This window comes from Pseudomonas sp. BAY1663, assembly GCF_000582595.1.
Classification (GTDB): domain Bacteria; phylum Pseudomonadota; class Gammaproteobacteria; order Pseudomonadales; family Pseudomonadaceae; genus Stutzerimonas; species Stutzerimonas stutzeri_AF.
This window is the reverse complement of record NZ_AZSV01000011.1, coordinates 59,662-74,598: the sequence shown is the minus strand read 5'-3', so window position 1 is coordinate 74,598 and position 14,937 is coordinate 59,662. Positions and strand designations below refer to the sequence as shown.

Sequence of the window (14,937 nt, the reverse complement as noted above, 5' to 3'; positions counted from 1 at the left end):
GGTTCGGCCGGCACCTCGGCGGCGGGTTCGCTGGTAGCCGGCTCGACCGGCTCGGTGACGGCCTGCGGCGCGTCGACGGCCGCTTCATCCGCGAGCGGCAGCGGCGCCTCTTCGGCCGGCTCCGAGTCTTCGGCACGGTCGAGCATGTGAATCTGCGTGGTGCCGTCGGCGCTTTCCACCTCGATGCGCTCCAGGGCGGTCACGGCGGGGGCCGATTCCTCGCGCGCCGCACGCTCCTGCCACCAGTAGAAGGCGGCGCCGGCCAGCACCAGCAGCAAGGCGAAGCCGAAGAAGCGCATGACGTTGCGCGACAGGCGCCCGGGCTCCTCGATACGGCCCAGGCTGGTGACGCTGCTACCCGAGGCGTCGGTGCCGGTGTGCTGGTCGAACTCCTGGACCAGCCGGTTCTGGTCCAGCCCCAGCAACTTGGCATAGGCCCGCACATAGCCGCGGGCGAAGGTATGCCCGGGCAACTGGCTGAAATCCCCGGCCTCGATACGAGCCAGGGCGCGCTCGGTGAGGTTCAGCTGCTGGGCCACCGCAGACAGGGTCAAGCCCTTGCCTTCGCGAGCGCTGCGCAGCGTCTCGCCGGGATTGCTGCCCATCGCCACCGGTGCAGCGGATTCTGGATGCGGCGCGGTCATCGTTGCTCCGAGAGAAATTGCTTGTACTCATCCGTGCCAGGATACAGCCGCCTCAGCTGGAGCCCGAGGCTGGCAGCGGTATCGCGCTCCTGATGGATGTTGGCCAGGCGAATGCCGAGCAGCAGGCTACGCGCATTCTGCTCGGCCAACTGGCTGAAGCTGTTGTAATAACGCTTGGCCGGAACGTACTGCTTGTCCTCGTAGGCCATCATCGCCAGTTCCAGCAGCGCCATGGGCTGGCGGCTGTCCAGGCGCAGCGAGCGCGTGAAATAGCGCTCGGCGTCGTCGCGGCGCCCCAGCTTCAGCGCCGTCAGGCCGAGATTCTGGAAGACCCGGGCGCGCTCGGGGTAGAGGTTGTCTTCGGTCGCCTGGGTGAAGCGTTCCATGGCTTCTGAATAGCGCTGCTGCTCGTACAGGAAGCTGCCGTAGTTGTTGAGGATACGGGCGTCGCGACGATTGGAGAGCGCCTCGCGGTAGTGCTTGTCCGCCAGGTCGTTCTCCATCTCGGTCTGGAACACCAGCGCCAGCGCGGCATGCGCATCGGCACTGCGCGGGTCGATTTCCAGCGCCTTGCGCAGCGGTGTCTTGGCGCGCGAAGCGGCGCCCTGCTGCAGATAGCCGATGCCCAGCTGGATATAGGCATCGCGGGCCTGCTGCCGGCCCTCCTCGGTCTTCAGCGGATCGACAGTTCCAGAAGACACACAACCGGCCATCAGGCCGGTCAGTAGAAGCAGCAGCGCAGTGCGCAAAATCATCGGCATCCCCCTCAGGATCGGTTCGAGGCAATATGCGCCGCACCTGGGTCGCTCTGCAGCTCACGCACAGCGATGTATCTCTCGCTTCGACGCGTGCGGTCCATGACCTGGCCGACGAGCTGACCACAGGCCGCGTCGATGTCTTCGCCGCGGGTGGTACGCACCGTCACATTGTGCCCGCCTTTGTGCAGGATGTCCTGAAAACGGCGGATGGCATTGTTGCTCGGCCGCTCATATCCGGAATGGGGGAAGGGGTTGAACGGAATCAGGTTGATCTTGCAGGGAATCTCCGCCAGCAGCGCCATCATCTGCTCGGCATGCTCGGGCTGGTCGTTGACGCCCTTGAGCAAGGTGTATTCGATGGTCAGCACGCGCTTCTCGCCCAGTTGCGAGATGTAGCGCTGACAGGCGGCAAGCAGCATGGCCAGCGGGTATTTCTTGTTGATCGGCACCAGCTGGTCGCGCAGCTCGTCGTTCGGCGCGTGCAGCGACAGCGCCAGGGAGACGTCGATGACCTTGGCCAGCTCGTCGATCATCGGCACCACGCCGGAGGTCGACAGGGTCACCTTGCGCTTGGAAATGCCGTAGCCGAGGTCGTCCATCATGATCTGCATGGCGGCGACGACGTTGTCGAAATTGAGCAGCGGCTCGCCCATGCCCATCATCACCACGTTGGTGATGGCACGATCGATCTTGGCCGGGACGCTGCCAAAGGATTTATTGGCAATCCACACCTGGCCGATCACTTCGGCGGCGGTGAGGTTGCTGTTGAAGCCTTGCTTGCCGGTGGAGCAGAAGCTGCAGTCCAGGGCACAGCCGGCCTGCGAGGACACACACAGCGTACCGCGCCCGCCTGCGGGATGTACACCGTCTCCACGCAACTGCCCGAGGCGACGCGAACCACCCATTTGCGGGTGCCGTCGCTGGAAATGTCCTCACTGACGATTTCCGGGCCGCGAATCTCGGCGCAGGCCTTGAGCTTTTCGCGCAGGGCCTTGCCGAGATTGCTCATGGCGTCGAAGTCGTCGACGCCGAAGTGGTGAATCCACTTCATCACCTGACCGGCACGAAAACGCTTCTCCCCGATGGACTCGAAGAAGCTTTCCAGTTGCGGCTGGGTCAGGCCCAGCAGATTGACTTTACCGGTCGTGGCGATCATTGGATTCACCTTCGCTCACTCAGCGAATGCGTGCGCACACTTCGGTGGCAGCGAAGAAGTAGGCGATTTCGCGCGCGGCCGAGGCTTCGGAGTCGGAGCCGTGCACGGCGTTTTCGTCGATGGAGACGGCGAAATCGGCGCGGATGGTGCCGGCAGCGGCTTCCTTCGGGTTGGTGGCGCCCATCAGCTCGCGGTTCTTGGCGATGGCGTTCTCACCTTCCAGGACCTGAACGATGACCGGGCCGGAGGTCATGAACGCAACCAGGTCCTTGAAGAAGCCGCGCTCGCTGTGCTCGGCGTAGAAGCCGGCAGCTTCGCGCTCGGACAGCTGGACCATCTTGGAAGCGACGACGCGCAGGCCGGCCTTCTCGAAACGGGTGGTGATTTCACCGATCACGTTCTTGGCGACGGCGTCGGGCTTGATGATGGAGAAGGTGCGTTGCAGGGCCATGTAGGACTCCAAAACTGAGGGGTTAAAGCGAACGAGTAAACCCGCGGATTATACGCGGGTCGGGGAGGAAAATATAAGGGCGGCGGCAAGCATAGCAGGGTGGAAAACTCGCAAAGCGATTTTCCACGTGGAGGTACATGAATATGCCTCGTGCCGACGTGACGCCAGGTTCGCGTGGATGGCTTCGGCCATCCACCCTATCCGAAGCCTGAAGCCCGGGGGCTGCCTTTCAGGCTTCTTCGATCCAGGCCGCCTGGATCGCTTCGAGCACCTTCTCGCCGCCGCGCTGGGGATCGTCGGAGAAGTCCGGCAATTCCAGCACCCAGCGGTGCAGTTCGACGAAGTTCACATAGCGCGGATCGACGTCGGTCTTGCGTTCGGCCAGCTCGATGGCGATGTCCTGCACGTCCGTCCATTTGAGAGTCATGACTATTCCCTCGCCTCAATGCCCTTCGGAAACCTGGTTGATGGTGTACTTCGGAATCTCCACCACGAGGTCCGTATCGGCCACCACCGCCTGACAGGACAACCGCGAATGCGGCTCCAGCCCCCAGGCCTTGTCGAGCATGTCGTCCTCCAGTTCGTCGGACGCCTCGAGCGAGTCGAACCCCTCGCGCACCACCACGTGGCAGGTGGTGCAGGCGCAGGACTTCTCGCAGGCATGCTCGATGTCGATGCCATTGCGCAGCGCGGCGTCCAGCACCGTCTCGCCGGTTTGCGCCTCGATGACGGCGCCTTCGGGGCAATGGTCGGCGTTGGGCAGGAAAATGATCTGCGGCATCTGGGTCAATCCTCGATATCGTTTAGCCGCCGCCCGGCCAGCGCGGCCTTGACGGTGGAATCCAGCCGACGCGCAGCGAAGGCATCGGTGATCTGGCTCAGGCGCTTGATCTGGCGCTCGACGGCGATGACGTCCTGGCTGTCGAGCAGCCCGCGCAATTCGCTCATCTGCACTTCGATGGCCTCGCGCTCTTCGACGCTGAGCAGCCGCTCGCCATCGGCCGCCAGCGCCGCCTCGACGGCCTCCAGCAGACGCTGGGCGTCGACCAGCTGTTCACGCAGGGCGCGCGCCTGGCGATCCTCGTCCGCCTTGCGGAAGGAATCCTCGAGCATCCGCGCGATCTCGCCATCGGTCAGGCCGTAGGACGGCTTGACCTGGATGCTCGCCTCTACGCCAGAAGCCAGCTCACGCGCCGAGACGCTGAGCAGGCCATCGGCATCGACCTGGAAGGTCACGCGGATCTTCGCCGCGCCGGCGACCATCGACGGGATGCCGCGCAGCTCGAAGCGCGCCAGCGAACGGCAGTCGGCGATCAGCTCGCGCTCACCCTGCAGCACGTGGATCATCATGGCCGACTGGCCATCCTTGTAGGTGGTGAAATCCTGCGCCCGGGCAACCGGAATGGTGGTGTTGCGCGGAATGATCTTTTCCATCAGGCCGCCCATGGTTTCCAGCCCCAGGGACAGCGGAATCACGTCGAGCAGCAGCAACTCTTCACCGCCCCGGTTGTTGCCGGCCAGGGTCTCGGCCTGGATCGCCGCGCCGATCGCCACCACCTCGTCGGGATCGATATCGGTCAGCGGCTCGCGACCGAACAGCCCGGCGACAGCCGAACGCACACTCGGCACGCGGGTCGAGCCGCCGACCATGACCACCGCGGTCACTTCTTCCAGCTCGATGCCGGAATCGCGCACCGCACGGCGGCAGGCCTTCAGGCTGCGGGCGATCATCGGCTCGATCAGCGCATCGAAGGTCTCGCGGTCCAGCATGCCACGCCAGCCGGCGTAGGCGACCTCCACTTCAGCGACATCGCTCAGGCGCTCCTTGGCCTCGCAGGCGATCTTCAGCAGCGCGCGCTGGGCACCCGGATCGAGATTCCCGGAAACGCCGGCCTGGCCGAGAATCCAGCCGGCCACGGCATGATCGAAGTCATCGCCGCCCAGGGCGGTATCGCCGCCGGTGGCCAGTACCTCGAAGACGCCCTTGGTCAGGCGCAGGATCGAAATATCGAAGGTGCCGCCACCCAGGTCGTAGATGGCGACCACGCCCTCGGCCTGGCGATCCAGCCCGTAGGCAACCGCCGCGGCCGTCGGCTCGTTGAGCAGGCGCAACACGCTGAGGCCGGCGAGCCGCGCGGCATCCTTGGTCGCCTGGCGCTGCGCATCGTCGAAATACGCCGGCACCGTGATCACCGCGCCGACCAGCTCGCCCCCCAGCGTGGCTTCGGCACGCTGGCGCAGCGCCGTGAGGATATCGGCGGAAACCTGCACCGGACTCTTCGGCCCCTGCACCGTCTCGATGTAGGGCATCTGCGATTCGCTTTCGCTGCTGAAGCGGTACGGCAGTTGCTCGCCCAGCTGCTTGACGTCGGCCAGCCCGCGCCCCATCAGGCGCTTGACCGAAACGATGGTGTTGAGCGGGTCCATGGCCGCCGCCTGCTTGGCGGTCCGACCGACCTCGACCCGGTCGGCGTGATAGCGCACCGCCGACGGCAGGATCACGCGCCCTTCGCCATCGGCCAGCGGCGCGGTGACACCACTGCGCAGCGCAGCGACGAGGGAATTGGTGGTACCCAGGTCTATCCCGACGGCCAGGCGACGCTGATGCGGCTGTGGGCTTTGTCCTGGCTCGGCAATCTGAAGTAAGGCCATGTCTGTCTGATATCGGGCGCAGCGCCGGGCGCTACGCAGGGGTTAATCGTCGAGGCGCTCTTCGAGTTGGCGCACTTCCTGGGATAGCTTGTCGAGAAACTGCATGCGGCGCACCAGGCGCTCGGCCTCGGCGCGGCGCGAAGGGTCCCGCCAGATCTGCGCGAAGTCGCCGTTCAATGCCTGCTGCGCCTGCTTCAGGCGCGACTTGAAGGTCGCCACGCCAGCCAGATCGGCCTGCTCCTGCAGCTCTTCCAGTTCCTCGCGCCAGTGCATCTGCTGCATGAGGAACTGCGGGTCCTGCACGGTCGCCTCCAGCGGCACCTCATGCCCCTCGACCGCGAGCAGATAGCGCGCGCGCCGGCTCGGACTCTTCAGTGTCTGGTAGGCCTCGTTGAGGTTGGCGGAGCGCTCCAGCGCCTGGCGCTGCTCGTTCTCGGCGGCATCGGCGAAGCGATCGGGATGCGTCTGGCGCGCCAGCTCACGATAGCGGGCAGCCAGGCTATCCAGATCCAGCTCGAAGTCGGGTTGCAGGCCGAAGAGCGCGAAATGACAAGGAGTTCCCACAGCGCCCTCAGATATTGAAGCTCTCGCCGCAGCCGCATTCGCCACGCACGTTCGGGTTGTTGAACTTGAAGCCCTCGTTGAGCCCTTCGCGAACGAAGTCGAGCTCGGTGCCGTCGAGATAGACGAGGCTCTTCGGATCGATGATCACCTTGACCCCGTGACTCTCGAACACCGAGTCCTCGGCTGCCGTCTCGTCGACGAACTCGAGCACATAGGCCAGCCCGGAGCAGCCGGTGGTGCGCACTCCGAGCCGCACACCCACGCCCTTGCCACGCCCTTCGAGCGAGCGACGAACGTGCTGGGCGGCAGCCGCTGTCATGGTGATAGCCATCGCAATCTCCTTCAGAGCAGGCCTTTCTTCTCGCGGTAATCGCGCACGGCGGCCTTGATCGCATCCTCGGCGAGCACCGAGCAGTGGATCTTCACCGGCGGCAGCGCCAGCTCCTCGGCCAGCTGGGTGTTCTTGATGGTTTCGGCCTCTTCCAGCGTCTTGCCCTTCATCCACTCGGTGGCGAGGGAACTGGAGGCGATCGCCGAACCGCAGCCGTAGGTCTTGAACTTGGCATCCTCGATGACGCCCTGCTCGTTGACCTTGATCTGCAGGCGCATCACGTCGCCGCAGGCCGGCGCGCCGACCATGCCGGTACCGATGTTCGGGTCCTCAGCATCGAACTTGCCGACGTTGCGCGGATTTTCGTAGTGGTCGATGACCTTGTCGCTGTATGCCATGGTGCAATCCTCTCTATATCAGGCGATGCGGCGCTGGACGCGGATCAGTGGGCCTGCCACTCGACCTTGGAGATGTCGACGCCGTCTTTGAACATGTCCCACAGGGGCGAAAGCTCGCGCAGCTTGGTCACGGCCTCGGCCACCTTCTGCGCGGCATAGTCGATTTCCTCCTCCGTGGTGAAGCGGCCGAAGGTGAAGCGAATGGAGCTGTGCGCCAGCTCGTCGTTGCGCCCCAGGGCGCGCAGCACGTAGGACGGCTCCAGCGAGGCGGAGGTGCAGGCGGAACCGGAAGAGACCGCCAGGTCCTTGAGCGCCATGATCAGCGACTCGCCCTCGACGTAGTTGAAGCTGAGGTTGAGGTTGTGCGGCACGCGCGCAGTCATGCTGCCGTTCACGTAGAGCTCTTCGAGGTGCTCGACCTGCTTGTAGAAACGATCACGCAGCGCGCGGATGCGCTCGTTTTCCTGGGCCATCTCCTCCTTCGCGATACGAAAGGCTTCGCCCATGCCGACCAGCTGGTGGGTCGCCAGCGTACCGGAGCGCATGCCGCGCTCGTGACCGCCGCCGTGCATCTGCGCCTCGAGGCGCACGCGCGGCTTGCGCCGGACGTAGAGCGCGCCGACGCCCTTCGGACCATAGGTCTTGTGCGCGGAGAAGGACATCAGGTCGACCTTCATCTGCTCCAGGTCGATCTCCACCTTGCCGGTGGACTGGGCGGCGTCGACATGGAACAGGATGCCGCGCGAGCGGGTCAGCTCGCCAATGGCGGCGATGTCGTTGATGGTGCCGATCTCGTTGTTGACGTGCATCACCGAGACCAGGATGGTGTCGTCACGCAGCGTCGCCTCGACCATCTCCGGGGTGACGATGCCATCCTCGCCCGGCTCGATGTAGGTGACTTCGAAGCCTTCGCGCTCGAGCTGGCGGGTGGTATCCAGCACGGCCTTGTGTTCGATCTTGGTGGTGACGATGTGCTTGCCCTTGGTGGCATAGAAGTGCGCGACGCCCTTGATCGCCAGGTTGTCGGACTCGGTCGCACCGGACGTCCAGACGATCTCGCGGGGGTCGGCATTGACCAGTTCGGCGACCTGCCGGCGGGCATTCTCCACAGCTTCTTCGGCCTTCCAGCCGAAGGCATGCGAGCGCGAGGCCGGATTGCCGAAATTGCCCTCGAGGGTCAGGCATTCGATCATCTTCTCGGCGACACGCGGATCCACCGGTGTGGTGGCGGAGTAGTCCAGGTAAATCGGCAATTTCATTCAGATATCTCCTATCAGGCAGTCGCCCTGCTCATTCGACGGCGGACGCTTCGATCTTGTCCAGATGCGGTGCGGCGCCATTGGCCTTGCGCATATCCTGGCGCAGCGCGACCTGCTGCACATCCTGGCGCTTGACCAGATCGGCCAGGCTGATGCCGCTGAGAAACTCGTGGATCTGCTGGCTGAGATCGCACCACAGATGATGGGTCAGGCAGGTGTCACCGGAGTGGCAACCACCCAAGCCCTGGCAGCGAGTGGCATCGACGGACTCGTTCACGGCGTCGATCACCTGCGCCACCTGAATCCCGCCCATGTCGCGCGACAACTGATAACCACCGCCCGGGCCGCGCACGCTGGTCACCAGGTTGCTGCGACGCAACTTGGCGAACAATTGTTCGAGATAGGAAAGCGAAATGCCCTGCCGCTCGGAAATGTCGGCCAGGGAAACCGGGCCATGCTGCGCATGCAGCGCCAGGTCAAGCATGGCGGTTACGGCATAACGGCCTTTAGTGGTCAATCGCATCGGTCTGCACCAAGCATCACGGTTTGACGCGATTATGCAATTCCCGAGTATTTGAGTCAACTATAAGACCTATTGAAACAGTCGGTCTTTAGTCGAGTCCCGCCGAGTCGGCGGGGCGCTGGCCGCGCATGATAACAGCTAGCGCACCGGCCCGCACTTCAGGGGCGCGTTTCGGCGCCCTCGGATTTCACTTCGACGAAATCCTCCTCGCGCAATTCCGGGAGCTCCTTGGCGCAATAATCGCTACCCAGCGCCTTGAGCGCGCCGCACATGCCCTCCAGACGCTCCTCGACGGCCTGCACATGGTCGAGCAGTTGCCCGATCGCCCGCGCCACCGGGTCGGGCATGTCGCCGCTGACGCCATAGGCGTCGAAACCGATCTTCTCCGCGATGGCCTTGCGCCTGGCCTCCTGCTCATCGCTGGCCTTGACGATGATCCGCCCCGGGATTCCCACTGCAGTGGCCCCGGCCGGGACTTCGCGGGTCACCACCGCATTGGAGCCGATCTTGGCGCCCGCCCCCACGGTGAAAGGCCCGAGGATCTTCGCCCCGGCGCCGACGATCACCCCATCTTCCAGGGTCGGGTGGCGCTTGCCCTTGTTCCAGCTGGTACCACCCAGCGTAACGCCATGGTAGAGCGTCACGTCATCGCCTATTTCCGCAGTCTCGCCGATCACGATGCCCATGCCGTGATCGATGAAAAACCGCCGGCCGATCTTCGCCCCGGGATGAATCTCGATCCCGGTCAGCCAGCGCCCGAGATTCGAGCTCATGCGCGCCAGCCATTTCCATTCGTGAGTCCACAACCAGTGCGACAACCGATGAATCCAGATGGCATGCAGCCCGGGATAGCAGGTCAGCACCTCGAACGCATTACGGGCCGCCGGATCGCGATGAAACACGCTCTGGATATCTTCGCGCATGCGCTCGAACATCAGTTCTTTCTCCGCTTGTGAGGCTCGCCGCGGGCGGCCTTCTGGGTCTCGGTGAGAATACCGCGCAGGATATTCATTTCCAGCTTGCTGATGCCGCTACGCCCATAGAGCCGCCGCAGCCGAGGCATGAGGTGCCGCGGCTTCTCCGGGTCGAGAAAACCGATATCCACCAGCGTCTGCTCCAAATGCCCGAAGTAATGCTCCAGCTCATCCATGGTCACCGGCTGGGCATCCAGCATCGCCGTGGTTTCCAGCTTCTCCATCTTGGTTGGCCGCCCCTCGGCAGCCAGCCAGGCCATGCGCACTTCGTAGCTGAGCACCTGCACGGCAGCCGCCAGGTTCAGGGAGCTGAATTCCGGATCGGAAGGAATATGCACATGAAACTGACAGCGCTGCAGCTCTTCATTGGTCAGCCCGGCGTATTCCCGGCCGAACACCAGCGCCACCTCGCCGCCCGAAGCCGCCTGCTCCACACTGGCCGCCCCACACTCGCGCGGGTCCAGCAACGGCCAGGGAATCCGCCGATCACGCGCACTGGTGCCCAGCACCAGACTGCAACCGACCAGCGCCTCCTCCAAGGTAGCGACGACCTGCGCGGCATCGAGGATATCGGTCGCCCCGGATGCCCTGGCGACGGCGTGCGGGCTCGGAAAATCCTCCGGATCGACCAGTACCAGCCGCGACAGCCCCATGTTCTTCATGGCCCGGGCGACCCCGCCGATATTGCCGGCATGACTGGTATTGACCAACACCACGCGAATGTTTTGCAGCGACACGGAGATTCTCGACTCGTAAACGAGCGGAAAGCTTACAGGAAGCGCCTCGGCATTCGCCATCCACAGCCCGCGCCATCCATGCATGGCGCTACATGCGCCGCCGCTTTCCTGATAGAATTTCGCGCTTTCTTTAAACGACCAGGTAATTGCTCCATGCAGCCCATGCTGAATATCGCGCTGCGCGCCGCCCGCAGCGCCGGCGAACTGATTGTCCGCTCCACCGACCGCCTGGACGCAATCTCGGTCAACGAGAAAGACGCCAAGGACTATGTCACCGAGATCGATCGCGCCGCCGAGCAGAGCATCGTCAACGCACTGCGCAAGGCCTATCCGACTCACGGCATCCTCGGCGAGGAAGGCGGGCTGCTCGAGGGCAGCGGTGAAGGCGCCGATTACCTGTGGATCATCGACCCGCTCGACGGCACCACCAACTTCGTGCGCGGCATCCCCCACTACGCCGTGAGCATCGCCTGCAAATACCGCGGACGCCTGGAACACGCGGTGGTTCTCGACCCGGTGCGCCAGGAAGAATTCACCGCCAGCCGCGGTCGTGGCGCAGCCTCAATGGCCGCCGCCTGCGCGTCAGCGCACGCAAGAGCCTGGAAGGCGCCCTGCTCGGCACCGGCTTCCCGTTCCGCGACGGACAGCTGGACAACCTGGACAGCTACCTGAACATGTTCCGCAGCCTGGTCGGCCAGACCGCCGGCCTGCGTCGCGCCGGCGCCGCCAGCCTCGACCTGGCCTACGTCGCGGCGGGCCGCTTCGACGCCTTCTGGGAATTCGGCCTGTCCGAATGGGACATGGCGGCCGGCGCGCTGCTGATCCAGGAAGCCGGTGGCCTGGTCAGCGATTTCAGCGGCGGCCACGATTTCCTCGAGAAGGGGCAGATCGTCGCCGGCAATACCAAGTGCTTCAAGGCGGTCCTGACCACCATCCAGCCTCACCTGACGCCATCGCTCAAACGCTAAGGGCGCACAGCGACGGCTGCCAGGATGGCGGACCATAAAAAACGCCCCATTGGGGCGTTTTTTATGCCGCGAATCTCACTGCTGCGTCAGCACCAGCTCACCATCGCGCACCGGAATCTGGCTGCCCGGATCGCGATCCATCCGCACCCGGCCGACCTTGCCATCCAGATCGTACTTGACGTCGTAGCCGACGATCTTGTCATGGCTGTCGGTCACCGTATCGCAACGCGTCTCGGTGGTGGTATAGGTGCTGTTGGCCTGCATCCGCTCCTGCACCTGATTACCGGCATAGCCGCCGCCTACCGCGCCGGCAACCGTGGCGATCTTCTTGCCGGTGCCGCCGCCGACCTGATTGCCGAGCAACCCACCGACCACCGCACCCACCGCGGTACCGGCGATTCGATGCTGATCCTGAACGGGTTTTTGCCGGGTGACCGTCACATCCTTGCAGACTTCACGCGGCGTCCGGATCGTCTCCTTGACAGGCTCGACCGCAAGCACCTCGGCAAATTTCGGCCCCCTATCGACCAGGGTGTAGGTGGCGAAAGCCCCACCAGCCGTGGCGACCACCACGCCCAACGCCGTACCGACCAACATGGACTTGTTCACTGCGAAATCCTCTTCCTTCGGGCTGCGCCCGTTCCACGACCTTGGACCCGCCAAGGCCGTGAAAGTTGCGAGGATTAATCAGGGACGTTCGTCCGCCTCCTCCTCGACCACCGGAGGAATCAGGTCTTCGCGGGTCAGCTTAAGCCAGACCAGCAGGATCCCGGCCACATAGATCGATGAATAGGTACCCGCGCCCACACCGATCAACAGCGCCAGCGAGAAGCCCCACAGGTTTTCGCCACCGAAGACCATCAGCGCGCCGACCGCGAGCAAGGTGGACACCGAGGTCGCCATGGTGCGCAGCAGCGTCTGGCTGGTGGAAATATTGATGTTCTCCAGCAACTCCGCCTTGCGCAGCATACGGAAGTTCTCGCGTATGCGGTCGAAGATGACGATGGTGTCGTTCAGCGAATAGCCGATCACCGCCAGCACGGCCGCCAGCACCGTCAGGTCGAAGGAAATCTGGAAGAAGGAGAACACCCCGAGCACTACGATCACGTCGTGGAACAGCGACAACACGGCGCCGAGGCCGAACTTCCACTGGAAGCGGAAGGCCACGTAGACCAGGATGCCGCCCAATGCCAGCAACATGCCCAGGCCGCCCTGGTCGCGCAGTTCCTCGCCGACCGCCGGCCCGACGAACTCGACCCGCTTGACGCTGACCTGGTTGTCATCGCCGCCGTTGCGCAGCGCCTCGGCGATGCGCTCGCCGAGCAGCGGATCATCACCCGGGATGCGCACCAGCACATCGGTGGTGGCGCCGAAACTCTGCACCACCGCATCGCCGAAGCCGGACTGAACCAGCTGGCCACGCACCTGCTCGAGCTCGACCGGGCGCTCGTAGCCCAGTTCGATCAACGTGCCGCCGGTGAAATCGAGGCCGAAGTTCAGCCCTTTCACCGCCAGACTCGCCAAGGATGCGACCGTCAGCAGCACGGTGAGGGCGAAGGCCACATGGCGAACGCCCATGAAGTTGATTACGCGTTTCATCGTGCTAGCCCCTTAAATCCACAGCTTCTTCAGATCGCGGCCACCGTAGATCAGGTTGACCATGCCGCGCGTCACGATGATTGCGGTAAACATCGACGTCAGGATGCCGATCGACAGGGTGACCGCGAAGCCCTTGATCGGCCCGGTGCCCATGGCGAACAGGATGCCACCGACCAGCAGCGTGGTCAGGTTGCCGTCGACGATCGCCGAGAAGGCCCGATCGAAGCCCTCGTGAATGGCCCGCTGGACCGACATGCCGTTGGCGATTTCCTCACGAATACGCGAGAAGATCAGCACGTTGGCATCCACCGCCATACCCATGGTCAGCACGATACCGGCGATACCCGGCAGGGTGAGCGTGGCATTGAGCATCGACATCAGCGCAGTGAGTACCACCATGTTGAACAGCAGCGCGATGGTCGCCAGCACGCCGAAGAACTTGTAGATCAGCACCATGAACAGGGCGACGAAAAGGAAGCCCCACATGGCCGCCTCGACACCCAGCTTGATGTTTTCCGCGCCCAGGCTCGGACCGATAGTGCGCTCTTCGGCGAAGTACATCGGCGCCGCCAGACCACCGGCACGCAGCAGCAGGGCCAGCTCCGAGGATTCGCCTTGGCCGTCGAGGCCGGTAATGCGGAACTGGCTGCCGAGTGGCGACTGGATGGTCGCCAGGCTGATGATCTTCTTCTCTTCCTGGAAGGTCTCGACCCGGACCTCCTGCTCGACACCCTCGACTACCTGGCGCACATAACGCGTCAGCGGCCGCTGCTCGATGAAGATCACCGCCATGCTGCGCCCGACATTGTTGCGCGTGGCGCGGTTCATCAGGTCGCCGCCGTGCCCATCGAGACGGATATTGACCTGCGGCCGGCCGTTCTCGTCGTAACTGGCCTGGGCATCGGTCACCTGGTCACCGGTGATGATCAGCGTACGCTCCAGTTGGACGGGCGGACGCCCCGCCTCGCGGAACTCGAAGCTCTCGGTGGACGCACGCGCCGCATCGGCCTCGGCAGCCAGGCGGAATTCGAGGTTCGCCGTCTTGCCGAGAATGCGCTTGGCCTCGGCGGTGTCCTGCACGCCGGGCAGCTCCACGACGATGCGGTTGGCACCCTGGCGCTGGACCAGCGGCTCGGCCACACCCAGCTCGTTGACGCGATTGCGCACCGTGGTCAGGTTCTGCTTGATCGAATACTCGCGAATCTCCGCCAGCTTGGCCTCGGTCAGCGCCAGGCGCAGCACCTGCTGCCCGTTGCGCTCGCTGGCGGTCAGCTCGAAGTCGTTGAAGTTCTTGCGGATCAGCGACTGCGCCGCGGCCAGGGTGGCCTCGTCGGCGAAGCCAGCTGCACGGCATTCTTCAGGGCGGGCAGACTGCGGTAGCGTACGCGCTCCTTGCGCAGCAGGCTCTTCACCTCGCCTTCGGAGACGTTCAGCCGCGTTTCGACCGCCTTCTCCATATCGACTTCCAGCAGGAAGTGCACACCGCCGGAAAGGTCCAGGCCGAGCTTCATCGGGCTCGCAGCGAGGTTGCGCAGCCAGTCCGGGGTCGTCGGCGCCAGGTTGAGCGCGACGACATAGGCGTCGCCGAGCGTGCGCCGGGCGATGTCCTTGGCCGGCAATTGATCATCCTGGCTCGCCAGGCGCAGCAAGCCGCCGCGGCCCTGTTCGTCCAGCGAGGCGGATTTCACCGGGATGCCGCCATCCTCGAGCGCCTTGCTGAGCCGGTCGAGATCGGCCTGCCCGATCTCCTGCGCCGTACTGGCGCCGGTGATCTGGATCGCCGGGTCATCGGGATAGAGGTTGGGCGCCGAGTAAACGAAGGCAATCGCGAGCACTGCCAGTATCAGCAGGTATTTCCAGAGAGGGAATCTATTGAGCATGACGCAGCCCGTTTAATGACGCGGGGCGCCTTGCGCGCCCCGT

General features: G+C 64.3%; 15 protein-coding genes and 3 pseudogenes. 1 reads left to right on the top strand and 17 read right to left on the bottom strand.

Annotated features, from left to right (window positions below):
• From BAY1663_RS05605 to trmJ, 14 genes and pseudogenes are all read right to left on the bottom strand, one after another.
• Positions 1 to 644, bottom strand: a 644-nt coding sequence (locus tag BAY1663_RS05605) for a helix-turn-helix domain-containing protein (protein WP_051497080.1), incomplete at its 3' end; no start/stop codon positions are given.
• Entirely contained in the window at positions 641 to 1,399 is a 759-nt protein-coding gene (gene pilW / locus BAY1663_RS05600) for a type IV pilus biogenesis/stability protein PilW (RefSeq protein ID WP_037038446.1), read from the bottom strand. The genes pilW and BAY1663_RS05605, both read right to left, overlap by 4 nt.
• Positions 1,400 to 1,410: 11 nt before the next feature.
• Positions 1,411 to 2,558, bottom strand: a pseudogene (gene rlmN, locus BAY1663_RS05595) (23S rRNA (adenine(2503)-C(2))-methyltransferase RlmN).
• A gap of 19 nt (positions 2,559 to 2,577) precedes the next feature.
• A complete protein-coding gene (gene ndk / locus BAY1663_RS05590) occupies positions 2,578 to 3,009 on the bottom strand; it encodes a nucleoside-diphosphate kinase (protein WP_003288300.1) in 432 nt (143 codons plus the stop codon).
• Positions 3,010 to 3,238: 229 nt separating this feature from the next.
• The gene (gene iscX / locus BAY1663_RS05585; protein WP_037038440.1) at positions 3,239 to 3,436 is read right to left on the bottom strand and encodes a Fe-S cluster assembly protein IscX; all 198 of its coding nucleotides are present in this window, start codon (positions 3,434 to 3,436) and stop codon (positions 3,239 to 3,241) included.
• A gap of 15 nt (positions 3,437 to 3,451) precedes the next feature.
• On the bottom strand, positions 3,452 to 3,790 hold the full coding sequence (fdx, locus tag BAY1663_RS05580; RefSeq protein WP_037038438.1) for an ISC system 2Fe-2S type ferredoxin: 339 nt from the start codon (positions 3,788 to 3,790) through the stop codon (positions 3,452 to 3,454).
• Positions 3,791 to 3,795: 5 nt separating this feature from the next.
• Positions 3,796 to 5,661 (bottom strand): Fe-S protein assembly chaperone HscA, encoded by a 1,866-nt coding sequence (hscA, locus tag BAY1663_RS05575; protein WP_037038437.1) that lies wholly within the window; start codon positions 5,659 to 5,661, stop codon positions 3,796 to 3,798.
• 42 nt (positions 5,662 to 5,703) lie between these two features.
• Positions 5,704 to 6,225 carry a co-chaperone HscB gene (gene hscB / locus BAY1663_RS05570; protein WP_037038436.1) on the bottom strand — a complete coding sequence of 174 codons (522 nt, stop codon included), beginning with the start codon at positions 6,223 to 6,225 and terminating at the stop codon, positions 5,704 to 5,706.
• Positions 6,226 to 6,232: 7 nt separating this feature from the next.
• A complete protein-coding gene (iscA, locus tag BAY1663_RS05565; protein ID WP_037038435.1) occupies positions 6,233 to 6,556 on the bottom strand; it encodes an iron-sulfur cluster assembly protein IscA in 324 nt (107 codons plus the stop codon).
• 11 nt (positions 6,557 to 6,567) lie between these two features.
• Positions 6,568 to 6,954 (bottom strand): Fe-S cluster assembly scaffold IscU, encoded by a 387-nt coding sequence (gene iscU, locus BAY1663_RS05560; protein ID WP_011914136.1) that lies wholly within the window; start codon positions 6,952 to 6,954, stop codon positions 6,568 to 6,570.
• A 44-nt stretch (positions 6,955 to 6,998) separates the two neighbouring features.
• Positions 6,999 to 8,213: an IscS subfamily cysteine desulfurase gene (locus BAY1663_RS05555; protein ID WP_037038434.1), complete on the bottom strand. Its 1,215-nt coding sequence runs from the start codon at positions 8,211 to 8,213 to the stop codon at positions 6,999 to 7,001.
• Positions 8,214 to 8,244: 31 nt separating this feature from the next.
• A complete protein-coding gene (iscR, locus tag BAY1663_RS05550) occupies positions 8,245 to 8,736 on the bottom strand; it encodes a Fe-S cluster assembly transcriptional regulator IscR (protein WP_037038433.1) in 492 nt (163 codons plus the stop codon).
• Positions 8,737 to 8,894: 158 nt separating this feature from the next.
• Positions 8,895 to 9,671 carry a serine O-acetyltransferase gene (gene cysE / locus BAY1663_RS05545; protein WP_037038432.1) on the bottom strand — a complete coding sequence of 259 codons (777 nt, stop codon included), beginning with the start codon at positions 9,669 to 9,671 and terminating at the stop codon, positions 8,895 to 8,897.
• Complete coding sequence (gene trmJ, locus BAY1663_RS05540; RefSeq protein ID WP_256206555.1) at positions 9,671 to 10,507, bottom strand: tRNA (cytosine(32)/uridine(32)-2'-O)-methyltransferase TrmJ; 837 nt, start codon at positions 10,505 to 10,507, stop codon at positions 9,671 to 9,673. Before trmJ ends, cysE begins: the two co-directional genes overlap by 1 nt.
• A 93-nt stretch (positions 10,508 to 10,600) precedes the next feature.
• Here trmJ and suhB point away from each other — a divergent pair.
• Positions 10,601 to 11,415, top strand: a pseudogene (gene suhB / locus BAY1663_RS05535) (inositol-phosphate phosphatase).
• Between the two features lie 75 nt (positions 11,416 to 11,490).
• Here suhB and BAY1663_RS05530 read toward each other — a convergent pair.
• From BAY1663_RS05530 to secD, 3 genes and pseudogenes are all read right to left on the bottom strand, one after another.
• A complete protein-coding gene (locus BAY1663_RS05530; RefSeq protein WP_037038430.1) occupies positions 11,491 to 12,024 on the bottom strand; it encodes a glycine zipper 2TM domain-containing protein in 534 nt (177 codons plus the stop codon).
• A gap of 78 nt (positions 12,025 to 12,102) precedes the next feature.
• Entirely contained in the window at positions 12,103 to 13,014 is a 912-nt protein-coding gene (gene secF, locus BAY1663_RS05525; protein WP_037038429.1) for a protein translocase subunit SecF, read from the bottom strand.
• A 12-nt stretch (positions 13,015 to 13,026) separates the two neighbouring features.
• A pseudogene (gene secD / locus BAY1663_RS05520) lies at positions 13,027 to 14,894 on the bottom strand (protein translocase subunit SecD).
• Positions 14,895 to 14,937: the final 43 nt, after the last annotated feature.